Below are 26,591 nucleotides of genomic sequence, written 5' to 3'. Positions count from 1 at the left end.
GAACCGCCGCGCCGCCCCGGCCCGGCTGCGCGGCGCGGAGCGCATCCGCGAGAGCGTCGGGGCCAGCGCATGAAAGGCCAGGGGGCGGGGGGGGGGGGGGCCCACCACCCCCCCGCGGGGCCCCCCCGCCGGCCCCGCCCCGGCGTGCCGGCCGGCCCACGGCGAGGGGCCTCACACCCCGCGGCTCACCGAACTCATGTTGAAGTCGGGCACGCGCAGCGCCGGCATCGCGGCGCGGGTGAAGTAGTCACCCCACTCGCGCGGCAGGGTCCGCTCCGTCCGGCCCGCCTCCACCGCCCGGGACAGCAGGTCCACCGGCGACTCGTTGAAGCGGAAGTTGTTGACCTCGCCGGCCACCTCGCCGTTCTCCACCAGATAGACCCCGTCCCGGGTCAGACCGGTCAGCAGCAGCGTCGCCGGGTCCACCTCGCGGATGTACCACAGGCAGGTCAGCAGCAGCGCGGGACCGTCATGGCCGGCGGCCGCCACCATCTCGTCCAGCGAGCGCGAACCACCGCCCTCCAGAAGGAGGTTGTCGATGCCCGGCGCCACCGGCAGACCGGTCAGCCCGGCGCTGTGCCGGGTGGTCGGCAGCCGGTGGAGGACCCCGTCGCGGATCCAGTCGGTGGCGGTCAGCGGCAGCCCGTTGTCGAAGACCGAGGCATCGTCGCCGGAGGAGTGCGCCAGGACGAACGGTGCGCACTCCAGGCCCGGCGCCCGCGGATCGCTGCGCAGCGTCAGCGGCAGTTCGCTGAGCCGCTCTCCCAGGCGGGTGCCCGCCCCCGGCCCGCCGTCGCCGCCGGACGGCCGGGAGAAGACCGTACGGCCCTCGGCGGCGTCCCGGGCCCCCGACGACCACATCTGGTAGATCAGCAGGTCGGCGACGGCGGTCGGCGGCAGCAGCGTCTCGTACCGCCCGGCGGGCAGCTCGACCCGCCGCGCCGCCCAGCCCAGCCGCCGGCTCAGCTCGGTGTCCAGCTCCCGCGGGTCGACGTCGGTGAAGTCGCGGGTCGCCCGGCCGGTCCAGGCGGAGCGGGGTACGGGCCCGCCGGCGGCCGCCTTTGCGTTCAGCTCCAGCGTTCCGCTGGGCTGGTCGTGCCGCAGCCGCAGCCCGGTCGAGGTGGCCAGATAGGACGAGACGACCTCGTGGTGGGCGAAGCCGTACAGCTCCCGGCCGCCGGAGCGGGCCTGCCGGAAGGACTCGCCGAGCGCCGGCGCGAACGCCGCGAACACCTCCGAGGAGGTCTCGGCGGGCGCCGCCGTGAAGTCGGCCGACACCTGCCCGCCGGCAACCAGCGGCTGGGCGTCCTCGGCGGGCCCGGCCTCCCGGGCGGCCGTCTCGGCGGCCCGGACCAGCGGCTCCAGGTCGTCCGCGGTCACCGCGGAGCGCGAGACGACCCCGGACGCGGTGCCCTGTCCGCCGTCCACGGTCGCCACCACCGTCAGGGTGCGCCCGCGGGTGACGCCGTTGGTGGTGAGGGCATTGCCCGCCCAGCGCAGATTGGCGCTGGAGTGCTCGTCGGCGATGACCACACAGCCGTCGGCCCGGGACAGCTCCAGCGCCCGCTCGACGATCTCGTGCGGGCTGTTCGTACGCGGCCTGCGCGCGCTCATCGACCGGCCTCCTGCGTCGTGTTCAGAATGTTCACGCCTTCGAAGAGGGCGGACGGGCAGCCGTGCGAGACCGCGGCGACCTGGCCCGGCTGGGCCTTGCCGCAGTTGAAGGCGCCGCCCAGCACATAGGTCTCCGGGCCGCCGACCGCGGTCATCGAGCCCCAGAAGTCGGTGGTGGTCGCCTGATAGGCGACGTCCCGCAGCTGCCCGCCCAGACGGCCGTTCCGGATCGCATAGGCCCGCTGCTGGGTGAACTGGAAGTTGTAGCGCTGCATGTCGATGGACCACGAGCGGTCGCCGACGACATAGATGCCGCGCTCCACCCCGGAGATCAGCTCCTCCGTGGACGGCCCGTCCGCGGCCGGCTGGAGCGAGACGTTCGCCATCCGCTGGACCGGCACATGGCCCGGCGAGTCCGCGTACGCGCATCCGTTGGAGCGCGAAAAGCCCGTCAAATCGGCGATCCTGCGGTCGAGTTGGTAGCCGACCAGGGTCCCGTCCTTGATCAGGTCCCAGGACTGGGCGGCCACCCCCTCGTCGTCGTAGCCGATCGTCGCGAGCCCGTGCTCGGCGGTCCGGTCGCCGGTCACATTCATGATCGCGGAGCCGTACGCCAGCTTCCCGAGCTGGTCGAAGGTGGCGAACGAGGTCCCCGCGTACGCCGCCTCGTAGCCCAGCGCCCGGTCCAGCTCGGTGGCGTGCCCGATCGACTCGTGGATCGTCAGCCAGAGGTTGGAGGGATCCACCACCAGGTCGTACGCACCGGCTTCGACGGTCGGTGCGCGCATCTTCTCCGCGAGGTGCTCCGGGATACGGGCCAGCTCGTCGTCCCAGTCGTAGTGGCCGCCGGTCAGATACTCCCAGCCGCGCCCGACCGGCGGGGCCAGGGTGCGCATCGAGTCGAAGTCGCCGCTCGCCGGGTCCACCGCGACCGCGGTGAGCTGCGGGTGCAGCCGTACCCGCTGCTGGGTGGTGCCGGTGCCCGCGGTGTCCGCGTAGAACTTGTTCTCCTGGACGGTCAGCAGCGAGGCGTCCGCGTGGGCCACGCCCTCGGCGGCCAGCAGCCGCGCGCTCCACTCCGCCAGCAGCCCGGTCTTGTCGGCGTCCGGCACGTCGAAGGGGTTGATCTCGTACGAGGAGACCCAGGTGCGGTCCGGGTACGCGGGCTCCGGTGCCAGCTCGATCCGCTCGTCGGAGCCGGCCGCCTTGATCACCTTCGCGGACAGCTTCGCCATCGCCACCGCCTGCGCGGCCACCCGTGCCGCCGCGTCCATCGTCAGGTCCACCCCGGACGCGAACCCCCAGGCCCCGCCGTGCACCACCCGCACCGCGTACCCCAGGTCGGTGGTGTCCGAGGTCCCGGAGGTCCGGGCGTCGCGCAGCCGCCAGGACGCGCTGCGGATTCGCTCCAGGCGGAAGTCCGCGTGGTCGGCGCCGAGCGCGCGGGCGCGGGCCAGTGCGGCATCGGCCAGCGCATGCAGCGGCAGCGCCAGGAATGTCTCGTCAACGGCGTGGGGTGCAGGCAAGGAGTCCTCCCGTGGTCGGCGCCTGCATCATGCCCTGTGGCGCGCCCGTGGCCCAGAGCGCAACGGGGTGCGGCACCGCCCGTCGCCCGGGGTGACGGGTGCGCGGGGGAGCGGCGCGACACGGCCGGCGGGGATCACCGGGGTGCGGGATTCCGCCGTGGTTCTGTGGAGACCCGACAGTGACCGGCGCACGCGCCTGTCCGTGCTCGATTCCCCGGAAGGGCGCCGTGACCGATAGTTTCGTATCGAACGCAGGACGGACAGAAACGGAAAGGGTGATCTCTTGAGCCGCTCGGTTCTGGTCACCGGAGGTAACCGCGGCATCGGCCTCGCCATTGCCCGTGCCTTCGCCGAGGCAGGCGACAAGGTCGCCATCACCTACCGCTCGGGCGAGCCCCCCGCGGGATTTTTGGCCGTGAAGTGCGACATCACGGACAACGAGCAGGTCGAGCAGGCGTACAAGGAGATCGAGGAGAAGCAGGGTCCGGTCGAGGTGCTGGTGGCCAACGCCGGCGTCACCCGTGACCAGCTGCTGATGCGGATGTCCGAGGAGGACTTCACCTCGGTCCTGGAGACCAACCTCACCGGCACGTTCCGGGTGGTCAAGCGCGCCAACCGCGCGATGCTGCGGGCCCGCAAGGGCCGGGTCGTGCTGATCTCGTCCGTGGTGGGTCTGATGGGCGCCCCGGGGCAGGCGAACTACGCCGCCTCCAAGGCCGGTCTGGTGGGCTTCGCCCGCTCGCTCGCCCGCGAGCTGGGCAGCCGCAACATCACCGTCAACGTCGTCGCGCCCGGCTTCGTCGACACCGACATGACCCGGGTGCTCAGCGACGAGCAGCGGGAGAGCATCGTCAAGCAGGTGCCGCTCGCGCGGTATGCGCAGCCCGAGGAGATCGCCGCCTCGGTCCGCTTCCTGGCCTCCGACGAGGCCGCGTACATCACCGGAGCCGTCATTCCTGTCGACGGCGGATTGGGCATGGGTCACTGATCAGCATGAGTGGAATCCTCGCAGGCAAGCGCATCCTGGTCACGGGTGTCCTGACCGAGTCGTCGATCGCCTTCCAGGCGGCCAAGGTCGCCCAGAACGAGGGCGCCGAGGTCATCCTCACCGGCTTCGGCCGCCTCTCCCTGGTGGAGCGGATCGCCAAGCGGCTGCCCAAGGAAGCCCCGGTCATCGAGCTGGACGTCACCAACCAGGAGCACCTGGACGGTCTGGCCGACAAGATCCGCGAGCACCAGGGCGAGGGCGCCCGCCTCGACGGCATCGTGCACTCCATCGCCTTCGGCCCGCAGGGCGCCTTCAACTTCCTGAAGGCGGAGTGGTCGGACGTGGGCACCGCGGTCCAGGTCTCGGCGTACTCCTACAAGTCGCTGACGATGGCCTGCCTGCCGCTCATGGAGCACGGCGGCGCGGTCGTCGGCCTCACCTTCGACGCGCAGATCGCCTGGCCGAAGTACGACTGGATGGGCGTGGCCAAGGCGGCGCTGGAGAGCACCAACCGCTACCTGGCGCGTGACCTGGGCCCCAAGGGCGTTCGCTGCAACCTGGTCTCGGCCGGCCCGATCAAGTCGATGGCCGCCAAGTCCATCCCCGGCTTCGAGGAGCTGGCGGACGTGTGGAACCACCGCGCCCCGATCGGCTGGGACCTGGCCGACCCGGAGCCGGCCGGCCGTGGCGTCGTCGGCATGCTGTCCGACTTCTTCCCGCGGACGACGGGCGAGATCGTGCACGTCGACGGCGGTGTGCACATGATGGGTGCCTGACGCCCGCAGCACCTCCGTACCGCCCGTCCCGGTCGCCGGGGCGGGCGGTACGCGTTTTCCCGCCGGGCCCCGGAGCCGGCCGTAGATCCGTGGGTCAGCCACGCTCCGGAAGGCCGGGCCGGCAGCCGAAGGGGTGCGCACCGGCCTCCGCGGCGGCCCGGTCGGCGTCGCCCGCCCGGATCGCCTCCACCAGCCGGGCATGGTCCATGTGCGCCTCGGGCCGCAGCTCCTCGCCCACGTCGGCCCGCAGGAAGTCCCGCAGCACGCCCCCGAGGTCGGCGTAGATCTCGGCCAGCACCTCGTTGTGGGAGGCCGACACGATCGCCATGTGCAGGGTCGCGTCCGCCTCCACGAAGGCCTCCGCCGCCCCGGACTCCCAGGCCCGCTCCCGCCGCTCCAGGAGGGCATCGATCTGCCGCATGTCCTGTGCGGTGCGGCGCTCCGCGGCGAGCCGGGCGGCCGATGCCTCCAGGGCGCTGCGCAGCTCGGCGACATGACCGGGCTCGGCCGCCGCGAACCGGCGGTTCATCACCCCGGCCAGTTCGCTGGTCGCCACGACGTACGTACCCGAACCCTGGCGGATGTCCAGCAGCCCGTTGTGGGCCAGCGCCCGGACGGCCTCGCGGACGGTGTTACGGGCCACCCCGAGCTGCTCGACGAGTTCCGGCTCGGTCGGGATACGGGATCCCATCGGCCACTCACCGGACGTGATCTGGGCGCGCAGCTGCGCGATCACCTGGTCCGCCAGAGCGGACCGGCGGGGCGAGGTCAGAGGCATGGCTGCACTCCGGGGGAAAGGTGCGGACGGACGGCGAAGGGGTGGCGCCCGCCGGACCCTGTCGGCTCCCGGCGCCCCCCGGGACAGCAGAGGCTATCGGCATCGGCTGTATCGGTTGGACAAGGATTCATCCCATGATTCTATGATGGGTCTATGGCAGACGACGACCTCGCGACCCTCGGCCCCGCCGCCGAGCCCCGCACGACTCTCACCGACAGCCCGGCCGACGGTCCGGACCACCCGCAGCCGGCCCCGGCGGAAGCCGTCCCGGCGGCCGGAGCGGCGGGCCGCTGGCTGCCGCGCATCCTGGTCGCCGGTCTCGTCCTCGCCGCGCTCAACCTCCGCCCGGCGATCACCAGCCTCGGTGCCCTCCTGGAGGAGGTCCGGGACGGCCTCGGCATGAGCGGCACCGTCGCCGGGCTGCTGACCTCCGTCCCCGCCCTGTGCTTCGCCGCCTTCGGGATCGCCGCCCCCCGGCTGGCCCGGCGCTGGGGGCCCGGTGGGGTCGTCTGCGCCGGCATGGTGGCGATCACCGTGGGCGTCGCGGTGCGCCCGTACGCCGGGGGCACCGGCGGCTTCCTCGCCGCCAGCGGGCTCGCCCTGGCCGGAATCGCGGTCAGCAACGTCTTGATGCCGGTCGTCATCAAGAGCTGGTTCCCGGACCGGGTCGGCACGATGACCGGGCTCTACTCCATGGCGCTGGCCCTGGGCACCTCGCTCGCCGCGGCGCTCACCGTCCCCATGACCGAGGCGCTGGGCGGCAGTTGGCGGACCGGCCTGGCGGTGTGGGCGGCGCTCGCCGCGGTCGCGGTGCTGCCCTGGCTGCTGGTGGTCCGTCGGCGGGCCACCGCCGGACCGGCCACGCCCGCCGCGGCCCGGCCCGCCCGGGCCCCGGTACGGATCACCGCCTCGCCGACCGCCTGGGCGCTGGCCGTCTTCTTCGGTCTGCAGGCCACCGCCGCGTACATCACCATGGGCTGGATGCCGCAGATCTTCCGCGACGCCGGGGTCTCGGCCGGGACCGCGGGCGTGCTGCTCGCCGTCACCATGGCGATGGGCGTCCCGCTCTCGTTCGTCCTGCCGCGGCTGGCGTCCCGGATGCGGCATCAGGGTCCGCTCGCGGTACTGCTCGGCCTCTGCGGGCTGGCGGGCTACGCCGGACTGTGGCTGGCGCCGGCCGCGGGCGCCTGGGCCTGGGCACTGCTGATGGGCATCTCCAACTGCGCCTTCCCGCTGGCCCTGACGATGATCGGGATGCGCTCGACCAGCGCGGCCGGCGTCGTCAAGCTCTCGGCCTTCGTCCAGAGCGTCGGCTATCTGATCTCGATCCCCGGGCCGCTGCTGGTCGGCACGCTCTACCAGCACAGCGGCGGCTGGGGGCTGCCGATCGCCCTGATGGCCGGGCTCATGGTGCCGCAGATCGCGGTGGGCGTGCTGGCCGGCCGGGACCGCCGGATCGAGGACGAGGCGTGAGTGCGACACTGGGCCCATGCCAGTGCTCGAACCGCATCCGCAGGGCGGACAGAAGAAGCTGCTGCTCGTCCTGGGCGCCATGCTCGGCGTGACCGTCGTGGTCGCGATCATCGCCAGCGTCATCGCGCCTTAGGGGCCGCCCGCCGGATCTTCGTGGGCTCCTCCGGGGCTCCCGCCGTCCCCTAGGGGACGGGTCTCAGGGGTAAGTGGGTGGTTTCCCGGGTGGGAACGGCCGCCGGTGGTCCGTAGCGTCGAAGTACACCGCGGAGCGCGGTGGGCGTACCGCATTCCGTGGTGCGCGGCCCCCTCGACGCATCACGGAGGCGATCCCCATGTCCGCCGCGTTCCGCCGGCCACCCGCGGCGAAGGCGTCCCGGCTGCGGCCGCGGCTGCCGTGGTGGGCGCCGGCCCTGGCGGTGGTCTCCTTCCTGGCCCTGCTGGCGCTCGTCGCCGGATCCCCCGAGGCGAGCGCCGCGAGCGACCCCCAGGGCCTGGCCCGGCTGCTGGAATTCCTGGCCGGGCTGGTGCAGGGCAAGGTCTGGTGACCGGCCGTGCCGGCGTCCCGCCCGGCGGAACGATCGCTTCAACACCCCGCGCCCTGTGCCGCCTTTCGTGCGAAGCTGGGACGCATGAGCGCCGATACACCCCGCCGGATTGTCCTCCTCCGACACGCCAAGGCCGAATGGTCGGACAGCAGCGACCATGAGCGTCCGCTCGCCGACCGCGGCCGCAAGGATGCCCCGGTCGCCGGCCGCTGGCTGGCCGGAGCCGGGATCACCCCCGATCTGACCCTGTGCTCGACGTCGACGCGTACCCGCGAGACCTGGAAGCTGGCCGTCCATGAGCTCCCGCAGCGGCCCAAGACCGTCTACGAGGAGCGGATCTACGAAGCCTCGCTCGGCGAGCTCATCGCGCTGCTCAACGAGACCTCCGACGAGGTGAACGACCTGATGCTGGTCGGCCACAACCCCGGAGTGCACGCCCTCGCGGACGCGCTCTCGGGCGAGGCCGAGGGCGATCTGCTGCCGCGGATGAACCGCAGCGGCTTCCCGACCTCCTCGGTGGCCGTGCTGACCTTCAACGGTTCCTGGAAGTCCGTCGAGCACGGCGTCGGACGACTCGTCGCGTACTGGACACCGCACGACTGATCCCGCGCTTTTGCGTGCCCGGTGCGTGCGGGCGGCGAAGAGCGCGGAACGACGAGGGCCCCGGCAGAGATTCTGCCGGGGCCCTCGGCCACGCCGGGACGGGTCTCCCGTCAGGCGATGCCGATCGTTTTGATGGCCGGGCCGACGGCCCGGGGCCGGGCCACCCCGGCCGGCCGGATCAAGGCCGGATCATTCGGCGTGGGTGTCCGCCGCCTCGACCTCTTCGCGGGTGATGCCCAGCAGATACAGCACGGTGTCCAGGAACGGCACGTTCACCGCGGTGTGCGCCGCCTCCCGCACCACCGGCTTGGCGTTGAAGGCGACCCCGAGCCCGGCCGCGTTGAGCATGTCGAGGTCGTTGGCGCCGTCCCCGATGGCCACGGTCTGGTCCAGCGGCACCCCCGCCTCATGGGCGAACTGCCGCAGCAGCCGGGCCTTGCCGGCCCGGTCCACGATGTCGCCGGTGACCCGGCCGGTGAGCTTGCCGTCGACGATCTCCAGGGTGTTGGCCGAGGCGAAGTCCAGCCCCAGCTCCTCCTGGAGCGCATCGGTGACCTGGGTGAAGCCGCCCGAGACGACGCCCACTTGGTAGCCGAGCCGCTTGAGGGTGCGCACCAGGGTGCGGGCCCCGGGGGTGAGCCGCACCTCCTTGCGCACGGCCTCGACCACGGACGCGTCCAGCCCGCCGAGCAGCTCGACCCGGGCGTGCAGCGACTGCTCGAAGTCCAGCTCACCGCGCATCGCGGCGGTGGTGACCGCGGCGACCTCGGCCTCACAGCCGGCGTGCGCCGCGAACAGCTCGATGACCTCGTCCTGGATGAGCGTCGAGTCGACGTCCATGACGACCAGCCGCTGCGCCCGGCGCTGCAGCCCGGCCGCCACCACGGCGACATCCACCCCGAGCTGCGCGGCCTCCGGCGCCAGCACCGTACGCAGCGCCTCGGTCGCGGCACCGGAGACCGCGAACTCGACGGCGGTCACCGGGTACTTCGCGAGCCGGAAGATACGGTCGATGTTGCCGCCGGTGGACGTTATGGCGGCGGCGATCGCGGCCGCCGACTCGGCGGTGAGCGGATGCCCGAGCACGGTGACGTGCGAACGTCCGGTGCCGCGCGGACGGTTGTCGCCCCGGCCGGAGATGATCTCCGCCTGGAGGTTCAGCGACTCGGCCCAGCTGTGCACGGTGGCCCGCAGGTCACCCTCGGCGGAGCCGGTGGCGCCCTGGGCGGGGGAGGGGGCGGTGACCAGTGCGCACAGCGTGATGCGGCCCCGGGTCACCACCTGTTCGATGTCCACGACATCGACGGAGTAGGCGGCGAGGGTGTCGAAGAGACCTGCGGTGATGCCCGGCCGGTCCTTCCCGAAGATCTTGACGAGCAGGGTCGGTACGTCATCGCCCGTTACGGCGGTGGCAGGCGGGGTCTGCGATGCGCTCATGGTCCCCTTACGGTAACCGCCGGGCGGAGGCTTCCGTACGGGTGTCCGGGGTTCGGACCGGCGCGGCCCCGTGCCGCGCGCCCGCACCCCCGTCGCTCCCGGCCCCGGCCGCCGCCGTGATCGTTATGGAGTCGTGTCCGGCCCGCCCCGGACGGTTGGCCGGGGGTTCCGCGCGGTATGCCAACACCCGTGCCGGGCCGCGGTGTTCGGCAGGTCGGCGGAGCGTGACCGAGGCGGGTCCCGCCGCCGGGCGGGCATTCATCCGCTTCATCCCATAATGCGGCCTCCGGGGCGGACGTGCATGGCGTACGCGACGGGCGCCGCCGGACCCCGCGCCACCCGGTCCGTCCGGATCGCCCGGAATCTGGTGATCCCTGCCCATCCATGGGTTCTTCCCCCGTCACGGGAGTGTTTGGCGGCACCGTCGCGAGACCCGCGCACCCCGGTCCCGTCCCGGTTTCCGGTCGGTGGGCCGAGCCTGAAATAGTTCCCCACGATGTTCGCCATCCCTGGACTTCCCATACAGGGCGTCACTCGGGGGACTATGTAATGGGGCGTGGAGTGCCTGAACTCGTACTCGAATTGAACGGTAGGACCTGGACGCTCGACCCGTCCCGGTCCTACAACGTGGGCCGTGATCCGCAGGGCGACATGGTGCTCGACGACGCCAGGGTCTCCTGGCGGCACGCCACCGTGAGATGGGCCGGCCGCAGCTGGATCATCGAAGACCAGGGCAGCACCAACGGCACCTACGTCCAGGGCCAGCGGATCCACCAGATGGAGATCGGCCCCGGCTCGACCGTCCATCTGGGCAATGCCACCGACGGGCCCCGGGTGAGCCTGTCGGCCCCGGCCGCCGACGCGTTCAGCGCGCGGCCGGCGGCGCCGCAGCAGCAGGCCGCGCAGGGCTGGCAGGCACCCCCCGCGCAGCAGCCGCCGGCCCAGCAGCCGCCCGCCCAGCAGCCGCCCGCCCAGCAGGGCTGGCAGGCCCCGCAGCAGGCCCAGCAGGCGCCTTACGTCCCGCCGCAGCAGGCCCAGCAGGCCCAGCAGGCCCAGCAGGCCGTGCCTCCGCAGCAGGCCCGGCCGTCCCAGGAGCGCCCCGCGCAGCAGGCGGGCGGCGGACCGGCCCGCGGTGACCGCAGCCCGACCACCTTCCACCGCCTCGACACCGGCCGGGTGATGCGCATCGGCCGTGCGCTGGAGAACGAGCTGGTCGTCTCCGACCTCCAGGTCTCCCGCCACCACGCCGAGTTCCGCGCCACCCCCGACGGCCGCTTCGAGATCCACGACCTCGGCAGCCACAACGGCACCTACGTCAACGGCCAGCCGGTTCCCAAGTCCGGCAAGGCACCGGTCGGCCCGAACGACATCATCGGCGTCGGCCACTCCACCTTCCGGCTGGTCGGCGACCGACTGGAGGAGTTCGTCGACACCGGCGAGGTCTCCTTCTCGGCCCGCCATCTGACCGTCACCGTCGACGGCGGCAAGCAGATCCTCAGGGACGTCTCCTTCGGCGTCCCCGAGAAGTCGCTGATCGCCGTCATCGGCCCGTCGGGCTCCGGCAAGTCGACCCTGCTCAAGGCGCTGACCGGTTACCGGCCCGCCAACCAGGGCGATGTCCTCTACGACAACCGGAACCTCTACAAGCAGTTCGCCGAACTGCGCCAGCGCATCGGCCTGGTCCCGCAGGACGACATCCTGCACAAGGAACTGACCGTCCAGAAGGCACTGCGCTACGCCGCCAAGCTCCGCTTCCCCGGTGACACCGCGGAGTCCGAGCGCGAGGCCCGGATCGGCGAGGTGCTGCGCGAGCTCAAGCTCGACGTCCACAAGGACAAGCGGGTCACCTCACTCTCCGGCGGTCAGCGCAAGCGGGTGTCGGTGGCCCTGGAGCTGCTCACCAAGCCGTCCCTGATCTTCCTGGACGAGCCGACCTCCGGTCTCGACCCGGGCATGGACCGCGATGTCATGCAGCTGCTGCGCGGTCTCGCGGACGACGGCCGTACGGTCCTGGTCGTCACGCACTCGGTGGCCGAACTCGGGCTGTGCGACAAGCTGTTGGTGATGGCGCCCGGCGGTGGCGTGGCCTACTTCGGCCCGCCCGAGGAAGCGCTCAACTTCTTCCAGTACGACAGCTGGGCGGATGTCTTCTCGGCGTTCGAGAACTACCGCGACTACGACTGGATGGGGCGCTGGCGCGGCTCCCCGCACTACCAGATGTACGCGGCGGACATCGACTCCGTCGCCCCGCAGTCGGTCAACGTCCAGGCGCCGCCGGCCCGGATACAGAAGTCCCAGAGCTGGGGCTCGCAGTTGTGGACGCTCATGCGCCGCTACGTCTCGGTGCTCGCCTCCGACCGCGGCTTCCTGGGACTGATGCTGATCCTGCCCGCGGTGCTCGGCGTGGTCTCGATGCTGATCCCCAGCGACTACGGCCTCGGCTACGGCCCGCTGGTCAAGCACCGCACCAACCGCGACGCCAGCACGATCATGCTGATCCTCGCGGTCGGCATGTGCTTCTCGGGCGCCGCCAACTCGGTCCGTGAGCTGATCAAGGAGCGGGTCATCTACGAGCGCGAACGGGCCACCGGCCTGTCGCGGTCGGCGTATCTGATGTCCAAGGTGATCGTGCTCGGGGTGGTCACGGCCATCCAGGGCGTGATCATCGCGGCGATCGGTTTCTCGACCCGGAACATGCCGGCCGAGGGTCTGCTGGTCGAGAACGCCCCGGCGATCGAGATGACGCTGGCGATCATCGCGCTCGGCTTCACCTCGATGATGTTCGGCCTGATCATCTCCTCGCTGGTCAAGACCGCCGAGAAGACCATGCCGCTGCTGGTCATGTTCGCCATCGTCCAGGTCGTCTTCACCGGTGTGCTCTTCCAGCTCTTCGACACCCCGGGCGTCGCACAGTTCGCCTGGCTGATGCCGTCGCGCTGGGCCGTCGGCGCGATGGGCGCGACCGCCGACATGAACACCCTGCTGCCGTGGGAGCCGGGCAACCCGGACCCGCTGTGGAAGCACCAGACCGGCGTCTACGTGATGGACATGATCATCCTGATCACGCTGGGTATCGGGCTGGCCTTCGCCGTGGCGCGGCTGCTGCGCCGCCACGAGCCGGAGGTCATGCGCAAGTAGCGCCACCACCGCCCCGCAACGCCCGAGGGGCGGCACCCGGTTCCGGGTGCCGCCCCTCGGCGGTGTGTGCGTCCGCGGACTGCGTGAACCGCCGGCTCAGTAGGCCGAGTTGACGTTGTCCATCGAGCCGTAGCGGTCGGCCGCGTAGTTGCAGGCGGCGGTGATGTTGGCGACCGGGTCGTACAGGTTCCAGGAGGTGCCCTCGACGTGGTACGCGTTGAAGGTCGGCTGGATCACCTGGAGCAGGCCCTTGGACGGGGTGCCGTTGATGGCGTTGATGTCCCAGTTGTTGATGGCCATCGGGTTACCGCTGGACTCCCGCATGATGTTGCGGTGGATGCCCTCGTAGGAGCCGGGGATGCCCTTCTTGGCCATGATGTCCAGCGACTCGCGGATCCAGCCGTCCAGGTTGTCCGGGTAGACCTTCTTGGCGGGCTTGGCGACGGGCTTCGCGGCCGGCTTCGGGGCGGCCGCGGGGATCGCGGTGCGCACCTTGGAGCGGCTCGCGGCGGCCTTCGCCTTGGCGGCCCGCTCGGCCTTGGCCTTCGCCGCGGCGGCGGCCTTGACCTTGGCGGCCTTCTCGGCGGCGGCCTTCTTGGCGGCGGCGGCCTCGGCCTTGCCCTCGGCGGCGGAGTTGTCGGCCTGCTTGGTGATCGTGGCGGCCTGGGCCCGGGCGGCGGTACCGACCGCGCTGAAGGCAACCGGCTTCACGTTCTCGACATTGGTGGCCTGGCTCTGACCCTGATCGGCATCGGCACCCGGTACGGCGGCGAAGACGAGCGCGGCGGCACCGGCGGCGGCGACACCGGCGACGGACAGCTTGTGCGTCCGGGTCAGGCGGTGGAGACCAGAAATGGCGTGCTTAGGCATGGCGGGGACAGACCTTCCGGTGGGGGGACGCCGCACGGGCCTTGAGCGGGGCGAACGCCGAGTTCCGACCACGGCGCCGAGCGACGGGAGCCATTCTTAGCGGCCGGAAATTCCCCCGGCAAAGGTGTGACGTACGATCCGAGTTAGTGGAACCGCAATGCGGAATATTCCGTCCCGGATAGAAGCACCCCAGCTCACGCCGTATTTACGGCTCCACTACCCCGGCTCGTAAGTGACCTGCGTCCTATGCGCGGCGTCACAGTGGGGCGGGGTTTGTCTCGCCAGATGTAATTGCAAATGCACAGTCTGTATACGTGAGAACGCGACCGTGAATCGGCCGAGGGGCTTTCCATTCAATTCGGACATTTCGCATTTCCGGGCCGGGTGGAGCCCCAGGATCACCGCCCACACCGGCCCACCGACCGGTCCGCTCCGCCGCCCTCACCGCTCCCTGCGTCCCTCCGCCCGTCCGCCGCTCGTTCCGCCGCTCAGTCCGGCAGCACCAGGTGCAGATCGCCGAATTCGTGCCAGAGGTAGCCCTGCCGCACCGCCGCCGTGTAGGCGCGCTCCAGCACGTCCCCGTCCGCCGTCGCCACCGCCTCCAGCATCAGAAGGTGCGAAGCGGTGGGCTCGTGCAGCCCGGTGAGCAGGCCGTCCACCGCCCGCACCCCGCGCTCCGGCGTCACCACCAGATCCGTCCAGCCGGCCGCGGGCCGCACCCGCCCGTCCGTGCCGGCCGCCGACTCCAGGGCCCGTACGGCCGTGGTCCCCACCGCCACGATCCGCCCGCCCGGGGTGCCCCGCCCGGCACGCCGCCGCGCCGCCGCACGCCGGGCCCGCGCGGCGTTCACCAGCCACGCCGTGACCGGCGGCACCACGAACTGCTCCGGGTACGGCGGCTCGAACGCCTCCGCCGACGCGACCCCCGTGTGCAGCGAGACCGGCGCGAACTGCACCCCCTCGCTCACCAGCCGCGCCACCAGCTCCGCGGTGAAGGGCCGGGCCGCGCTCGGCATCTCCGCGCTCCCGCTGCCGGGCGCGTCCACCGCGAAGACCGTCTGGTATGCGGCCAGCGGCTGGTCCCGGTCCGTGTAGCCGTAGCGGATCGGCCGCCCGTACCGCCGCATCAGCTCCGGCACCCGCGCGCCCGTCACCCGCGCCCACCACAGCCGTGCGCTCCCGGGGTCCACCGGGGCCTCCGGAACGAGCCGCGCCCGTCCGGGCAGCCGCACCACGGTGCCCGCCGGGCCGCCCGCCCGCGGCCGGGTGCTGCCGCGCCCGTCCGGGCTGCGCAGCTCCACCGCCCAGCGGCCGGCCACCGTCCGGCCCGCCGGATGCCACCGGTCCGCCCGGGTCGAGAAGTGCACCACCACCGGCTCGCCGCGCCCCCGGCCGTCCCCCACCCTGCCGTCCACCGCCGCCGGCAGTGTCCGTGAGGTGTTCACCACCAGGACGTCCCCGGGCGCCAGCAGATCCGGCAGCTCCCCGAAGGCGTGATGGCCGGCCTCGGCCGCGCCCCGGCTCACCAGCAGCCGTACGGCGTCCCGGCCCAGTCCGGGCCCCCGTTGCTCGGCCGGAACCCGGGCCGACAGCTCGTCCGGTACCGCCAGCAGGTCCGCGATCACCGGGAGCTCACCCCGCCGGGCGCCTCCGAGAGGGACGCCGCCGTGTACCGCCCGCTGGGCAGGGCGCCGTCCAGCAGCCGCAAGAGTGCCGGGACCACCGTCCCGGGCAGCGGGCGCCCCGACGGGTCGTCGTCCGGGACGGCGGCCGCGTACAGATCGGTCCGCATGTCGCCGGGGTCCACCCACCACACCCGCAGCCCCGGCTCCTCCACCGCGAGCACCGCCGACTGCTGGTCCAGCGCCGCCTTTGCCGCCCCGTAGCCGCCCCAGGTCGGATAGGCCTCGACGGCCGCGTCCGAGCTGATGGTGAGAATCCCCCCACCTTTCCCTGCATAAAGGGGCGAATCGGACAATCCGGCATTTCGGGCATTCTCGATATCGGGGTGCGAATCGTATGCCTCCCCCTTTCCGTCACCGGCCTCGAAAAGGGCGTCTTCCGTGACGGGAGTGACTTCCTCATACGACGACAAATAGGAGGATGTCCGCAAAAGCGGCAAAGCCTCCTGAACGAGTCCCAGCGGCGCCACCACATTCACCTCCAGCGCCGTCCGCAGCCCGGTCAGCGGATGGTCCGCCAGCCGCACCAGCGGCTCGGCCCCCAGTGCGCTCGCGTTGTTCACCAGCAGATCGAGCCCGCCCAGCTCACGGGCCGCGGCCACCAGCGCCGCCCGGTGCCCGGCATCCGTCACGTCCCCGGGCAGCGCGACCACCCGCGGCGCCGCCCCGCGGCCCGCCCCCTGCCCCGCCGCGCGCAGCTCCCGCGCCGCGTCCGCCAGCGGTCCCGCCGACCTGGCGTCCACCACCAGATCCCAGCCACGCCCGGCCAGCGCCGCGGCGAACGCCCGGCCCAGCCCCTTCGATGCCCCAGTGATGATCGCCACCGGCATGATCGCGTCCCCTTTCGGCCCGGACCGGGAGCCCGGCCCTCGCCCTCACGGTAGGAACGCCGCCGCCCCTCGGACGTCGGCCGCCGGACCGGCCGTGGCCAGGGCATTCGGACTAGTCCCGGGGGCGTAGACGGCAGCCGCCATCGGACCGATACGGGCTGGTCGCACCGCCGGTACGGTGAGCCCATGACCAACGGACCGGGAGCCGGAATCCCCGCGGTGAGCACCGCGATCCTGGCGATGAGCAGGCATCTGGAGGTGCGCGACGTCCTCAAGACGATCGTGGCCTCGGCCCGCGAGCTGCTGGACGCCGAGTACGCCGCCCTGGGCGTGCCCGACGATCACGGCGGCTTCGCCCAGTTCGTGGTGGACGGGGTCAGCGCCGAACAGTGGAAGGCCATCGGCCCGCTGCCCCGCCAGCACGGCATCCTCGCCGCGATGCTGCACAACGCCACCCCCGAGCGGCTCGCCGACGTCCGCGAGGACCCGCGCTTCGGCGGCTGGCCCGCGGCACACCCGGACATGTCCGACTTCCTCGGCCTCCCGGTCGCCGACGGCGACGAGATCCTCGGCGCGCTCTTCCTGGCCAACAAGCGCTGCCCCAAGGAGGACGGCCGCTGCGGCTTCACCGAGGACGACGAGCGGCTGCTCGGCATACTCGCCCAGCACGCCGCCATCGCCCTGACCAACGCCCGCCTCTACGAGCGCAGCCGCGAGCTGACCATCGCCGGGGAGCGCGCCCGGCTCGCCCACGAGCTGCACGACGCGGTCGCCCAGAAGCTCTTCTCGCTCCGCCTCACCGCCCAGGCCGCCACCGCTCTGGTCGACCGCGACCCGGCCCGCGCCAAGGACGAGCTGCACCAGGTCGCCGCGCTGGCCGCGGAGGCCGCCGACGAACTGCGGGCCGCCGTCATCGAACTGCGGCCCGCGGCCCTCGACGAGGACGGCCTGATCGCCACCCTGCGCTCCCAGGCCCAGGTCCTGGACCGCGCCCACTCCGCCCGGGTCACCTTCGAGGCCCACCGCGTCCGCGCGCTGCCCGCCGCCCAGGAGGAGGCCCTTCTCCGCGTCGCCCAGGAGGCGCTGCACAACGCCCTGCGGCACTCCGGCGCCAAGAACGTCGACGTGACACTGGACCGCCGGGGCCAGGGCGCGCTGCTGCGGATCGCCGACGACGGCTGCGGTTTCGACCCCCACGCGGTCCGCCGGGCCGGCCGCCACCTCGGGCTGGTCTCGATGCACGACCGCGCCGGCGGTGTCGGTGGAAAGCTCACCGTGGAGTCGGAGCCCGGCAAGGGCACCGCTGTCGAGATGGAGGTGCCCGGTGGCTGACATGGACAGGGTCGGTGCGGGAGGAGTCCCCCAGGGCGGCACCAGCGGGCGCCCCGCCCGTCCGGCGACGGCCGGCGGCCGGGCCATCCGCGTCGTGCTCGTCGACGACCACCAGGTGGTGCGCCGCGGCCTGCGGACGTTCCTGGAGGTCCAGGAGGACATCGAGGTGGTCGGCGAGGCCTCCGACGGCGCCGAGGGCATCGCCGTCGCTGAGGAACTGCGCCCGGACGTGGTGCTGATGGACGTCAAGATGCCCGGCATGGACGGCATCGAGGCGCTCCGCACGCTGCGCGAACGGGACAACGCCGCCCGGGTGCTGATCGTGACCAGCTTCACCGAACAGCGCACCGTCGTCCCGGCCCTGCGCGCGGGCGCGGCCGGCTACGTCTACAAGGACATCGACCCCGAGGCACTGGCCGCCGCCATCCGCTCCGTCCACCACGGCCACGTCCTGCTCCAGCCGGAGGTGGCCGGTGCGCTGCTCGCCCAGGAGGAGAACAACGGCGGCCAGGGGCGCGGTACCTCCCTCACCGACCGGGAGCGCGAGGTCCTCGGCCTGATCGCGGACGGCCGCTCGAACCGCGAGATCGCCCGCGCGCTGGTGCTGTCGGAGAAGACCGTCAAGACCCATGTCTCCAACATCCTCATGAAGCTCGACCTCGCCGACCGCACCCAGGCCGCCCTGTGGGCCGTACGGCACGGCATCGGGGCCTGACCGCCGTACGGGAGCGCCGCTCCATCGCACCGCTCCACGACGGCGCTTCCGTACGACCGCGGCGCTTGCGCACCACGACAGCAACCGGTCTCTACAACGACAGCAACCGGAACGTCGTCTTCAGATCCGAGATTCATACTGTCGTGTAGCCGTAGCCCGTTTGGCGTATCCCTTCCCGGGCCGGGCCGTTGTCCAGTGCAGTCGTGGCGGCTGGCCACGGCAACGGCAACGAGGAGTCAGAGAAGTGAAGAACATCAAGCGCGCAATGGCCGTCACGGTGGCGGCGAGCGGTCTGGCCCTGGCGGGCGCCGGCATCGCCTCGGCGCACACCCCGCAGGCGCAGGGCGCGTCGGTGAACTCCCCGGGCATCGTCTCCGGCAACAACGTCCAGGCCCCGGTGCACGTCCCGGTGAACGCCTGCGGCCTCACCGTCACCGCCGTCGGTGCGCTCAACCCCGTCTTCGGCAACCCCTGCCTCAACCCCTGATCAAGGGCCCTGCCCACAGGATCCGCCCGGCCCGCGCGGCACGATCGTCCGCGCGGGTCGCCCCGGCGCTCAACCCCCTCGGCAACACCAGCTCGGGCAACCGAGGTTGTCCGCTCCGGAGTGCACCGCTTCACCTGCCCAGAGGCGTGCACCCCGGACCGGCAAGGGCCCCGTCGACCACACAATGGTCCGGCGGGGCCCGTCCCCGTTCACCCCCGGTGCCGCTCCCGCTCCTCCACCGCGGAGTTGTACGCCGCCACCTGCGCCCGCCGGGCGGTGCGCTCCACCGGCCGCAGCGCCTCGGTACGGGCCGCGATCTCCGACGAACTCACCGCCGCGCCGTGCTCCCGGCCGTCCCCGCCGGTCTGCCGTGCGATGGCGATCAGCGCACCGACGCGCTGCGCCAGCTCCAGCACCCGCACCGCACGGGGCGGATACCCCGGGGCCAGCACCTGCCGCCCGGCCTCCGCCCGCGCCCGGTACGCCGACAGCGCCGCCTGTGCCACCGGCCCGGCGCCGGCCACGTCCAGCCGGGAGAGCAGCGCGGTCGCCTCCTGCAGCGCCTCCGCCAGCTCCCGCTCCGCCTCGCCCAGCGAGGGCACATCGGCCGGCGGCGCCTCCCGCACCGGCAGACAGCGCCAGACCACCTCCACATGCACATCGGGCCCGGTGCCGCCCTCCGGCCCGGCCTCGTACGTCTCCGGCACCAGCCCGAGCCCGGCCCCCGAGGCGAGCACCGCCTCCCCGGCCTCCAGCGCCCGCGCGTTGAATTCCGGCGGGCCGCACAGCCCCAGCGGATGGCCGGGCACCGGCAGCGCCACCCGCAGGCCGACCGCCCCCAGTGCCCGCAGCCGCCCCAGCGCGAGCGTCAGCCCGACCGGCGCCGCCTCCCCGGGCAGGCCCTCCACACGGTGCACCGCATCGTCGTCCGCGATCCGCTCCGCGGCTTCATCAGGTGAGACAAGTCCGGCCAAAAGGGCATTTCCCCATGCTGCCAGGCGTCCTGAACGAGGTTCATCGAGCATGGTCCCCAGCCTAGGGAAGAGCACCGACAACGAGTGGCGTAGGTTTGCAGGGGGGCTGCGCCTACAGGTGTACGCGACGACCGAGAAGCAATGGGAGACAACGCGCTCATGAGCGATGTGCTGGAGCTGGTGGACGTATCCGTGGTCCGCGAAGGACGGGCTCTGGTGGACCAGGTCTCCTGGTCGGTGAAGGAGGGGGAGCGCTGGGTGATCCTCGGCCCGAACGGTGCCGGCAAGACCACCCTGCTGAACCTCGCCTCCAGCTACCTCTTCCCGAGCTCCGGCAGCGCCTCGATCCTCGGCGAGCAGCTCGGCAAGGTCGACGTCTTCGACCTGCGCCCGCGCATCGGCGTGGCGGGTATCGCCCTCGCCGACAAGCTGCCGCGCAGCCAGACCGTGCTGCAGACCGTCCTCACCGCCGCGTACGGCATGACGGCCAGCTGGCAGGAGAACTACGACGAGGTCGACGAGCAGCGCGCCCGCGCCTTCCTCGACCGTCTCGGCATGACCGCCTACCTCGACCGGAAGTTCGGCACCCTCTCCGAGGGCGAGCGCAAGCGCACCCTGATCGCCCGCGCGATGATGACCGACCCCGAGCTGCTCCTGCTGGACGAGCCGGCCGCCGGCCTCGACCTGGGCGGCCGCGAGGACCTGGTGCGCCGCCTCGGCCGCCTCGCCCGTGATCCGTACGCCCCCTCCATGATCATGGTCACCCACCATGTCGAGGAGATCGCCCCGGGCTTCACCCACGTCCTGATGATCCGTCAGGGCAAGATCCTGGCCGCCGGCCCGCTCGACCTGGAACTGACCTCCAGCAACCTCTCCCACTGCTTCGGCCTCCCGCTGATCGTCGAGCGCAACGGCAACGACCGCTGGACGGCTCAGGGCCTGCCGCTGACCTGAGCGCCCCTCAACCGCCCCGCAGGAGCCGTGCCCCGGCACGGGCGCGTCCTCGCTGACCGATCGTGCCCTGTCCCGGGCCGCCGCACCGATCTACCATGAAGCCGTGGATCCATGGGTGTGGTGGCTGATCGCCGCCGTAGGACTGGGCATTCCGCTTGTCGTGACCGCGATGCCCGAATTCGGGATGCTCGCGGTCGGTGCCGTCGCCGGCGCCGTCACCGCAGGCGCCGGGGGCGGCACCGTCGCGCAATTCCTGGTGTTCGCCGCCGTGTCGGTCGCGCTGATCGCGGTCGTACGCCCCCTCGCCAACCGTCATCGCGGCCAGAGTCCCCAACTCGCCTCCGGAATCGACGCGCTGAAGGGCCGGAGCGCCACGGTCCTGGAGCGGGTCGACGGCGGTGGCGGCGGGCGCATCAAACTCGCCGGCGAGGTCTGGTCGGCCCGCGCGCTCGACGGCAGCCAGGTCTACGAACCAGGCCAGCAGGTCGATGTCGTCGAGATCGAAGGCGCCACCGCTGTCGTCATCTGACCCGAACACGCTGCGCGACGAGCCACGTCTCTGAAAGACTGATCAACGGCAAGCCGGTCGCCGGCCGGCGCGGACCAGCAACGAAGGGCACGGGAGCCGCTGTGGAACCGATCATCATCGTCCTGATCATCCTGGTGGTGCTCGTGTTCATCGCACTCATCAAAACGATCCAGGTCATCCCACAGGCCAGCGCCGCCATCGTCGAGCGCTTCGGCCGCTACACCCGCACCCTGAACGCCGGCCTGAACATCGTTGTCCCGTTCATCGACTCGATCCGCAACCGCATCGACCTCCGCGAGCAGGTCGTGCCGTTCCCGCCGCAGCCGGTGATCACCCAGGACAACCTGGTCGTGAACATCGACACCGTCATCTATTACCAGGTGACCGACGCGCGCGCCGCGACCTACGAAGTCGCCAGCTACATCCAGGCCATCGAGCAGCTCACCGTCACCACGCTGCGGAACATCATCGGCGGCATGGACCTCGAACGGACCCTGACCTCCCGCGAGGAGATCAACGCGGCACTGCGCGGCGTCCTCGACGAGGCCACCGGCAAGTGGGGCATCCGCGTCAACCGCGTCGAGCTGAAGGCCATCGAGCCGCCGACCTCCATCCAGGACTCGATGGAGAAGCAGATGCGCGCCGACCGCGACAAGCGGGCCGCGATCCTCCAGGCCGAAGGTGTCCGGCAGTCCCAGATCCTCACCGCCGAGGGTGAAAAGCAGTCCTCGATCCTGCGCGCCGAGGGTGAGGCCAAGGCCGCCGCCCTGCGCGCCGAGGGCGAGGCCCAGGCGATCCGGGTGGTCTTCGAGTCCATCCACGCCGGCGACCCGGACCAGAAGCTGCTCTCCTACCAGTACCTCCAGATGCTCCCGAAGATCGCCGAGGGCGACGCCAACAAGCTCTGGATCGTGCCGAGCGAGATCGGCGACGCCCTCAAGGGCCTCGGCGGCGCCATCGGCAACTTCAACCCCGCAGCCGGCGGCGGCTCCATCCCCAAGCCCAGCTCCCCGAACCGCGAAGCTCCCCCGATCGACTGACAGCGCCGGGCCCCTGGTGCATGATCGGGCAGAACCGCACCGATCATGCACGGGGGAATCAGCGTGACCATCTGGGAAGCCGTCGCCGTCCTCGCCGCCGGGGTCGGCGCCGGCACGATCAACACCGTCGTCGGGTCCGGCACCCTGATCACCTTCCCGGTGCTGCTCGCCTTCGGTGTGCCACCGGTCACCGCCAATGTCTCCAACACCCTTGGTCTGGTGCCCGGTTCGATCAGCGGCGCCATCGGCTACCGCCGCGAACTCGCCGGGCAGCGCGGCCGCATCCTGCGCTTCGGCCTCACCGCCCTGGCCGGCGGCCTGACCGGCGCGATCCTGCTGCTCGCACTGCCCTCGAAGGCCTTCGACGCGATCGTCCCCGCCCTGATCGGGCTCGCGCTCGTCCTCGTCATCGCCCAGCCCAAGCTGGCCGCCGCGCTCCGCGCCCGCCGCGAGCGCAACGGCACCACCGCCCACCGCGACGGCGGCCTCGCCCTGCCGGCCGGACTCCTGGTCGCCAGCGCCTACGGCGGCTACTTCGGCGCCGCCCAGGGCGTCCTCTACCTCTCCCTGATGGGCCTGCTGCTCGACGAGGACCTACAGCGCATCAACGCCCTCAAGAACGTCCTCGCCGCGATCGTCAACGGCGTCGCGGCGCTGTTCTTCCTCTTCGTCGCCCACTTCGACTGGGCCGCCGTCGGCCTGATCGCCCTCGGCTCCACCCTCGGCGGCCAGCTCGGCGCGACGGTGGGCCGCCGTCTGCCGCCCACCGCCCTGCGCGCCGTCATCGTGCTCGTCGGCCTGCTGGCCATCGTCCAACTCCTCCTCAAATGAGGCGAGTCGAACGGACAACGGCGCCGCTCAGGCCGGCACCGCCAGCCACTCCGGCAGCCCCTCCCGCACCGACACCCCCAGCGTCGACAGCAGCGCGTCCGCCGGTGTCGGCTCGAACGGCCGCCGGAGCAGCGCCATCCCCGCCTGCTCGGGCGTACGGTCCGCCTTGCGGTGGTTGTCCTCCGCACACGAGGCGACGGTATTCAGCCAGGTGTCCCCACCGCCGTGCGACCGCGGCACGACATGGTCCACGGTCGTCGCCCGCCGCCCGCAGTACGCACACCGGTGCTGGTCACGCACCAGCACCCCGCGCCGGGACCAGGGCGCCCGTTGTCGGAACGGCACCCGGACGTATCTGCTCAGTCTGATCACCTGCGGCACCGGTACGTCCACCGAAGCGGCACGGATCCGCAGCCCGGGGTGCGCATGCTCGACGACGGCCTTTTCCTGCATGACCAGCACCACCGCCCGCCGCAGCGACACCGTCGACAGCGGCTCGAAGCTCGCATTCAGCACCAGTGTCTCGCGCATCCCGTCCACCTCCCGGACCCGCTCCGCCCCCGTGGCGAAGTTGCTCCACTCTGCAGCGGCAGGTATTTCCCGAACAACGCAATTTCCGCGTGCCACAAGGGAAATGGCAGACGATCGGCAGATGAAAAGGAGGTGCTTCCGAGGCGCCCCACAGGGCGCGGAAAGGCGTACGCTCCGGGTCCCGCCCCCGTGAATTACGCGGGACCCGGAGCGAACGGCAGCCGGCGAGGACACCCGGCGCGAACGCGGGCTCCGGCGAGCCCGGGGACGACACACCTGCGCCCCGACGCTCCCGCCACTGCGGTACCAGCTGCCCGACGCCCTGATGAAGGGCGGCGGCACGGAAACCACTGTGCGTGCGGAAAGCGCCGGGGCGCAACGGAATTACGACGCTCAGCCCGCCGCGGGCACCTCGTACTCGGCGATCAGCTGGGCCCGTCCGAGGGTGTGGAACCGCAGGTTGAAGCCCACCACCGCGGGCGAGGCCCCGGCGTCCGGGCCGAGCTTCTCCTGGTCCACCGCGTACACCGTGAACACATAGCGGTGCGGACCGTCCCCGGGCGGCGGCGCCGCGCCCCCGAAGTCCCGCGTCCCGTAGTCGTTACGGACATGAACGGCGCCCTCGGGCAGCCCCTTCATCTCCCCGGACCCGGCACCGGCCGGCAGCTCCGTCACCGACGCCGGAATATCGAACAGCGTCCAGTGCCAGAATCCGCTGCCCGTCGGTGCGTCCGGGTCGTAGCAGGTGACGGCGTAGCTCCTGGTCCCCGCGGGCGCACCCTCCCACCGCAGCTGCGGCGAACGGTTCCCCTCGGCGAAGACCTGCTCCGGCCGCAGCGTCCCGCCCGGCTCCACCTCCTCGCTCAGCACCGTGAACTCCGGCACCGGCGGATGGAAATCGTGCGGGAGCGGCCGCCGCTTCAGCTCGGACACTGCAACACCTCCTGGTCGCTTGCTGACACTGTCCGGCCAGGTTAGAGCCAGTTCCGCTTACCGCCGACCTCCGCCAGCCACTGGTTGAGGTATCCCGCCCAGTCGGTCCCCTCGAAGTCGTTCAGCCCGACCGTGAACGACCGGAAGGTGTCCGAGCCCTCGGTGAACAGCCCCGGCTTCTTGTCCATCTCCAGGACGACGTCCATCTCCCGGTCGTCCGCCACGAACGACAGCTCGACCTGGTTGAGCCCGCGGTACTGCTGCGGCGCGTAGAACTCGATCTCCTGGTAGAACGGCAGCTGCTGCCGCGTCCCCCGGATGTGACCCTGCTCCAGGTCGGCGGCCTTGAAGCGGAACCCGAGCCGCCCGAATGCGTCCAGGAGCGCCTGCTGCGCCGGCAGCGGGTGCACATTCACCGGGTCCAGGTCGCTGGAGTCCACCGCACGGGCGATCGCCAGCTCCGTCGTCACACCGACGTTCATCCCGTGCAGATGCGTCCCCAGGAACGTGGTGATCGGCGTCTCCCACGGAATCTCCAGCCCGAACGGCACGGTGTGCGCCGCCCCCGGCTGCACCGTGAACTCCCCGCCCAGCTGCACCTTGGTGAACTCGACGTTCCGCTTGTACTCCTCCTCGCCGCTCTCGACCTCGACCCGCGCCTGGAGCCCGACCGACAGCCCCTGGATCTCCTGGGCCACCGAACCACCCTGGATCCGCACCTCGCCCTGCACGACCCCACCCGGGACGACGTTCTCCTCGAAGAGCACCGTCTCCACCGACGCGCCCCCGGCGCCCAGGCTCGCCAGCAGCTTCTTGAATCCCATGGTCGTCCTCCCCAGGCGGAACGCCTGTGCTCTGTATTGCGCGCCGAGATCTCGGCTTGATTCCTACGAACGCGAAACCGCGCAAGCCGGTTCCACGCCACACCTTCCCAACCTCGGCGTCCCCATGGCCAGCCGCCTTCCCGAACGGCTGCACTACGCTCGGTCCGCATGACCGACGTACCGGAACGAATGCCGCTCAACCGCGACTTCTTCGACCGCCCCGTCGTGGACGTGGCCCCCGACCTCCTGGGCCGCACCCTTCTCCGCAACACTCCCGACGGTCCGATCACCCTCCGGCTCACCGAGGTCGAGGCCTACGACGGCGAGACCGACCCCGGCTCCCACGCCTACCGCGGCCGCACCGCGCGGAACGCCGCCATGTTCGGCCCGCCCGGCCACGCGTACGTCTACTTCATCTACGGGATGTGGTTCAGCCTCAACGTGGTCTGCGGCCCCGAGGGCCGGGCGAGCGGTGTCCTGCTCCGCGCCGGCGAGGTCCTCACCGGCACACCCCTGGCCGCCGGCCGCCGCCCCAAGGCTCGCAACAACAACGAGCTGGCCAAGGGCCCGGCCCGTCTGGCCACCGCCCTCGACATCGACCGCACCCTCGACTCCACCGACCTGTGCACCGGCGGCGACGCCCCCCTCTCCCTGCTCCACGGCCGGCCGCCGGCCCCCGAGGAGGTACGCAACGGCCCGCGCACCGGCGTCGGCGGAGACGGCGCGGACCACCCCTGGCGCTACTGGATCGCGGACGACCCCACGGTCAGTCCCTACCGCCGCCACGTCCCGCGACGCCGCACCACCACGGCTTCTTGACTCTGCCTCGGGAACCGCCTAACGTAGCCCGAGCCGCTGGAGACGGGCAGCGCCATCTGCGCAGACCGCCAGGCGGCACAACCAACTACTCTCAACGATTCCCTTACGGGTCCTCTTTCGCGTTGCCGAAATTCGACCCCCGCCGACCCGATTATGGGTCGCCAGGGAAAGCCGCTAAAGTAGTAACCCGCCGAAAGGGCGGCGATTAAATCGCCGCTCCCCGGCGGATTCCCGACGGAAATCAGGACCGGAATCGAACGAGACCGGATCTGATAGAGTCGGAAAGGCCGAAAAGCGAAAGCCGAACGGCCGACCCCGCTCCAACAGGGGGCCAGAGACGGAAACGGATCTGGTACGGTTGG

At 71.8% G+C, this 26,591-nt stretch carries 26 protein-coding genes; 15 read left to right on the top strand and 11 right to left on the bottom strand.

Features of this window, described 5'->3' with window-relative positions:
* Positions 1-171: 171 nt before the first annotated feature.
* Both ACFW5B_RS33740 and ACFW5B_RS33735 read right to left on the bottom strand, forming a co-directional pair.
* Positions 172-1,614: a metallopeptidase TldD-related protein gene (locus ACFW5B_RS33740; RefSeq protein WP_386448392.1), complete on the bottom strand. Its 1,443-nt coding sequence runs from the start codon at positions 1,612-1,614 to the stop codon at positions 172-174.
* On the bottom strand, positions 1,611-3,140 hold the full coding sequence (locus tag ACFW5B_RS33735) for a TldD/PmbA family protein (protein WP_386448389.1): 1,530 nt from the start codon (positions 3,138-3,140) through the stop codon (positions 1,611-1,613). The genes ACFW5B_RS33740 and ACFW5B_RS33735 overlap by 4 nt, the downstream gene beginning before the upstream one ends.
* Positions 3,141-3,423: 283 nt before the next feature.
* On the opposite strand from ACFW5B_RS33735, the gene fabG reads away from it, so the two are divergent.
* Both fabG and fabI read left to right on the top strand, forming a co-directional pair.
* Complete coding sequence (fabG, locus tag ACFW5B_RS33730) at positions 3,424-4,128, top strand: 3-oxoacyl-[acyl-carrier-protein] reductase (RefSeq protein ID WP_386448386.1); 705 nt, start codon at positions 3,424-3,426, stop codon at positions 4,126-4,128.
* Between the two features lie 5 nt (positions 4,129-4,133).
* Positions 4,134-4,904, top strand: a complete 771-nt coding sequence (fabI, locus tag ACFW5B_RS33725) for an enoyl-ACP reductase FabI (protein ID WP_386448383.1) — start codon at positions 4,134-4,136, stop codon at positions 4,902-4,904.
* Between the two features lie 94 nt (positions 4,905-4,998).
* On the opposite strand, the gene ACFW5B_RS33720 is transcribed toward fabI, so the two are convergent.
* Positions 4,999-5,682: a FadR/GntR family transcriptional regulator gene (locus tag ACFW5B_RS33720; RefSeq protein ID WP_386448379.1), complete on the bottom strand. Its 684-nt coding sequence runs from the start codon at positions 5,680-5,682 to the stop codon at positions 4,999-5,001.
* 153 nt (positions 5,683-5,835) lie between these two features.
* On the opposite strand from ACFW5B_RS33720, the gene ACFW5B_RS33715 reads away from it, so the two are divergent.
* From ACFW5B_RS33715 to ACFW5B_RS33700, 4 genes are all read left to right on the top strand, one after another.
* Positions 5,836-7,155 carry a CynX/NimT family MFS transporter gene (locus ACFW5B_RS33715; RefSeq protein WP_386448376.1) on the top strand — a complete coding sequence of 440 codons (1,320 nt, stop codon included), beginning with the start codon at positions 5,836-5,838 and terminating at the stop codon, positions 7,153-7,155.
* A gap of 16 nt (positions 7,156-7,171) precedes the next feature.
* On the top strand, positions 7,172-7,288 hold the full coding sequence (locus tag ACFW5B_RS33710) for an SGM_5486 family transporter-associated protein (protein WP_386448373.1): 117 nt from the start codon (positions 7,172-7,174) through the stop codon (positions 7,286-7,288).
* Positions 7,289-7,487: 199 nt separating this feature from the next.
* Positions 7,488-7,700, top strand: a complete 213-nt coding sequence (locus ACFW5B_RS33705; protein WP_386448370.1) for a hypothetical protein — start codon at positions 7,488-7,490, stop codon at positions 7,698-7,700.
* An 84-nt stretch (positions 7,701-7,784) separates the two neighbouring features.
* Positions 7,785-8,303: a SixA phosphatase family protein gene (locus ACFW5B_RS33700; protein ID WP_386448367.1), complete on the top strand. Its 519-nt coding sequence runs from the start codon at positions 7,785-7,787 to the stop codon at positions 8,301-8,303.
* Between the two features lie 189 nt (positions 8,304-8,492).
* Here the strand turns inward: ACFW5B_RS33700 and serB are convergent, their stop codons facing one another.
* On the bottom strand, positions 8,493-9,740 hold the full coding sequence (gene serB, locus ACFW5B_RS33695; RefSeq protein ID WP_386448365.1) for a phosphoserine phosphatase SerB: 1,248 nt from the start codon (positions 9,738-9,740) through the stop codon (positions 8,493-8,495).
* A gap of 549 nt (positions 9,741-10,289) precedes the next feature.
* Here serB and ACFW5B_RS33690 point away from each other — a divergent pair.
* A complete protein-coding gene (locus tag ACFW5B_RS33690; protein WP_386448362.1) occupies positions 10,290-12,878 on the top strand; it encodes an FHA domain-containing protein in 2,589 nt (862 codons plus the stop codon).
* A gap of 96 nt (positions 12,879-12,974) precedes the next feature.
* Here the strand turns inward: ACFW5B_RS33690 and ACFW5B_RS33685 are convergent, their stop codons facing one another.
* The 3 genes from ACFW5B_RS33685 to ACFW5B_RS33675 form a co-directional block, all read right to left on the bottom strand.
* Positions 12,975-13,748, bottom strand: coding sequence for a transglycosylase SLT domain-containing protein (locus ACFW5B_RS33685; RefSeq protein ID WP_386448359.1), 774 nt, complete (start codon positions 13,746-13,748; stop codon positions 12,975-12,977).
* A gap of 488 nt (positions 13,749-14,236) precedes the next feature.
* Positions 14,237-15,373, bottom strand: coding sequence for an S-adenosylmethionine:tRNA ribosyltransferase-isomerase (locus ACFW5B_RS33680; RefSeq protein ID WP_386448356.1), 1,137 nt, complete (start codon positions 15,371-15,373; stop codon positions 14,237-14,239).
* Positions 15,370-16,260 carry an SDR family NAD(P)-dependent oxidoreductase gene (locus tag ACFW5B_RS33675; RefSeq protein ID WP_386448353.1) on the bottom strand — a complete coding sequence of 297 codons (891 nt, stop codon included), beginning with the start codon at positions 16,258-16,260 and terminating at the stop codon, positions 15,370-15,372. The genes ACFW5B_RS33680 and ACFW5B_RS33675 overlap by 4 nt, the downstream gene beginning before the upstream one ends.
* 186 nt (positions 16,261-16,446) lie before the next feature.
* Between ACFW5B_RS33675 and ACFW5B_RS33670 the strand changes: the two genes are divergently transcribed.
* The 3 genes from ACFW5B_RS33670 to ACFW5B_RS33660 all read left to right on the top strand — a co-directional run bounded on the left by ACFW5B_RS33670 (position 16,447) and on the right by ACFW5B_RS33660 (position 18,794).
* Positions 16,447-17,592, top strand: coding sequence for a GAF domain-containing sensor histidine kinase (locus ACFW5B_RS33670; protein WP_386448350.1), 1,146 nt, complete (start codon positions 16,447-16,449; stop codon positions 17,590-17,592).
* Positions 17,585-18,307, top strand: coding sequence for a response regulator (locus ACFW5B_RS33665; protein ID WP_386448347.1), 723 nt, complete (start codon positions 17,585-17,587; stop codon positions 18,305-18,307). Before ACFW5B_RS33670 ends, ACFW5B_RS33665 begins: the two co-directional genes overlap by 8 nt.
* A 244-nt stretch (positions 18,308-18,551) precedes the next feature.
* Positions 18,552-18,794 (top strand): chaplin, encoded by a 243-nt coding sequence (locus tag ACFW5B_RS33660; RefSeq protein ID WP_386448344.1) that lies wholly within the window; start codon positions 18,552-18,554, stop codon positions 18,792-18,794.
* Between the two features lie 209 nt (positions 18,795-19,003).
* On the opposite strand, the gene ACFW5B_RS33655 is transcribed toward ACFW5B_RS33660, so the two are convergent.
* A complete protein-coding gene (locus ACFW5B_RS33655; RefSeq protein ID WP_386448341.1) occupies positions 19,004-19,819 on the bottom strand; it encodes a hypothetical protein in 816 nt (271 codons plus the stop codon).
* A gap of 90 nt (positions 19,820-19,909) precedes the next feature.
* Between ACFW5B_RS33655 and ACFW5B_RS33650 the strand changes: the two genes are divergently transcribed.
* The 4 genes from ACFW5B_RS33650 (at position 19,910) to ACFW5B_RS33635 (ending at position 23,122) form a co-directional block, all read left to right on the top strand.
* Positions 19,910-20,722 (top strand): ABC transporter ATP-binding protein, encoded by an 813-nt coding sequence (locus ACFW5B_RS33650; protein WP_386448338.1) that lies wholly within the window; start codon positions 19,910-19,912, stop codon positions 20,720-20,722.
* A 115-nt stretch (positions 20,723-20,837) separates the two neighbouring features.
* Entirely contained in the window at positions 20,838-21,251 is a 414-nt protein-coding gene (locus ACFW5B_RS33645; RefSeq protein WP_386448395.1) for an NfeD family protein, read from the top strand.
* 101 nt (positions 21,252-21,352) lie between these two features.
* Positions 21,353-22,291 carry an SPFH domain-containing protein gene (locus tag ACFW5B_RS33640; RefSeq protein WP_386448335.1) on the top strand — a complete coding sequence of 313 codons (939 nt, stop codon included), beginning with the start codon at positions 21,353-21,355 and terminating at the stop codon, positions 22,289-22,291.
* A 63-nt stretch (positions 22,292-22,354) separates the two neighbouring features.
* Positions 22,355-23,122 carry a sulfite exporter TauE/SafE family protein gene (locus tag ACFW5B_RS33635; protein ID WP_386448332.1) on the top strand — a complete coding sequence of 256 codons (768 nt, stop codon included), beginning with the start codon at positions 22,355-22,357 and terminating at the stop codon, positions 23,120-23,122.
* Positions 23,123-23,149: 27 nt separating this feature from the next.
* On the opposite strand, the gene ACFW5B_RS33630 is transcribed toward ACFW5B_RS33635, so the two are convergent.
* The 3 genes from ACFW5B_RS33630 to ACFW5B_RS33620 all read right to left on the bottom strand — a co-directional run bounded on the left by ACFW5B_RS33630 (position 23,150) and on the right by ACFW5B_RS33620 (position 25,410).
* Positions 23,150-23,653, bottom strand: coding sequence for an HNH endonuclease (locus ACFW5B_RS33630; RefSeq protein ID WP_386448329.1), 504 nt, complete (start codon positions 23,651-23,653; stop codon positions 23,150-23,152).
* Positions 23,654-24,046: 393 nt separating this feature from the next.
* A complete protein-coding gene (locus ACFW5B_RS33625; protein ID WP_386448326.1) occupies positions 24,047-24,586 on the bottom strand; it encodes a YbhB/YbcL family Raf kinase inhibitor-like protein in 540 nt (179 codons plus the stop codon).
* A gap of 41 nt (positions 24,587-24,627) precedes the next feature.
* Positions 24,628-25,410, bottom strand: a complete 783-nt coding sequence (locus ACFW5B_RS33620; RefSeq protein ID WP_386448323.1) for a sporulation protein — start codon at positions 25,408-25,410, stop codon at positions 24,628-24,630.
* Between the two features lie 168 nt (positions 25,411-25,578).
* Between ACFW5B_RS33620 and ACFW5B_RS33615 the strand changes: the two genes are divergently transcribed.
* Positions 25,579-26,229 (top strand): DNA-3-methyladenine glycosylase, encoded by a 651-nt coding sequence (locus ACFW5B_RS33615; protein WP_386448320.1) that lies wholly within the window; start codon positions 25,579-25,581, stop codon positions 26,227-26,229.
* Positions 26,230-26,591 lie beyond the last annotated feature (362 nt).

Source organism: Streptomyces sp. NPDC058773 (assembly GCF_042746015.1).
In the GTDB taxonomy this organism is placed as follows: domain Bacteria; phylum Actinomycetota; class Actinomycetes; order Streptomycetales; family Streptomycetaceae; genus Streptomyces.
The sequence above is the reverse complement of the archived record's forward strand: the minus strand, read 5'-3'. Positions and strand labels throughout refer to the sequence as shown.

What these genes read in the sequence shown, in the direction of transcription:
- ACFW5B_RS33740 (WP_386448392.1), bottom strand. Translation starts at nt 1,614, where the DNA reads ATGAGCGCGCGCAGGCCGCGTACGAACAGCCCGCACGAGATCGTCGAG.
- fabI (WP_386448383.1), top strand. Translation starts at nt 4,134, where the DNA reads ATGAGTGGAATCCTCGCAGGCAAGCGCATCCTGGTCACGGGTGTCCTG.
- ACFW5B_RS33720 (WP_386448379.1), bottom strand. Translation starts at nt 5,682, where the DNA reads ATGCCTCTGACCTCGCCCCGCCGGTCCGCTCTGGCGGACCAGGTGATC.
- ACFW5B_RS33715 (WP_386448376.1), top strand. Translation starts at nt 5,836, where the DNA reads ATGGCAGACGACGACCTCGCGACCCTCGGCCCCGCCGCCGAGCCCCGC.
- ACFW5B_RS33710 (WP_386448373.1), top strand. Translation starts at nt 7,172, where the DNA reads ATGCCAGTGCTCGAACCGCATCCGCAGGGCGGACAGAAGAAGCTGCTG.
- ACFW5B_RS33705 (WP_386448370.1), top strand. Translation starts at nt 7,488, where the DNA reads ATGTCCGCCGCGTTCCGCCGGCCACCCGCGGCGAAGGCGTCCCGGCTG.
- ACFW5B_RS33700 (WP_386448367.1), top strand. Translation starts at nt 7,785, where the DNA reads ATGAGCGCCGATACACCCCGCCGGATTGTCCTCCTCCGACACGCCAAG.
- serB (WP_386448365.1), bottom strand. Translation starts at nt 9,740, where the DNA reads ATGAGCGCATCGCAGACCCCGCCTGCCACCGCCGTAACGGGCGATGAC.
- ACFW5B_RS33690 (WP_386448362.1), top strand. Translation starts at nt 10,290, where the DNA reads ATGGGGCGTGGAGTGCCTGAACTCGTACTCGAATTGAACGGTAGGACC.
- ACFW5B_RS33685 (WP_386448359.1), bottom strand. Translation starts at nt 13,748, where the DNA reads ATGCCTAAGCACGCCATTTCTGGTCTCCACCGCCTGACCCGGACGCAC.
- ACFW5B_RS33675 (WP_386448353.1), bottom strand. Translation starts at nt 16,260, where the DNA reads ATGCCGGTGGCGATCATCACTGGGGCATCGAAGGGGCTGGGCCGGGCG.
- ACFW5B_RS33670 (WP_386448350.1), top strand. Translation starts at nt 16,447, where the DNA reads ATGACCAACGGACCGGGAGCCGGAATCCCCGCGGTGAGCACCGCGATC.
- ACFW5B_RS33655 (WP_386448341.1), bottom strand. Translation starts at nt 19,819, where the DNA reads ATGCTCGATGAACCTCGTTCAGGACGCCTGGCAGCATGGGGAAATGCC.
- ACFW5B_RS33650 (WP_386448338.1), top strand. Translation starts at nt 19,910, where the DNA reads ATGGGAGACAACGCGCTCATGAGCGATGTGCTGGAGCTGGTGGACGTA.
- ACFW5B_RS33630 (WP_386448329.1), bottom strand. Translation starts at nt 23,653, where the DNA reads ATGCGCGAGACACTGGTGCTGAATGCGAGCTTCGAGCCGCTGTCGACG.
- ACFW5B_RS33620 (WP_386448323.1), bottom strand. Translation starts at nt 25,410, where the DNA reads ATGGGATTCAAGAAGCTGCTGGCGAGCCTGGGCGCCGGGGGCGCGTCG.
- ACFW5B_RS33615 (WP_386448320.1), top strand. Translation starts at nt 25,579, where the DNA reads ATGACCGACGTACCGGAACGAATGCCGCTCAACCGCGACTTCTTCGAC.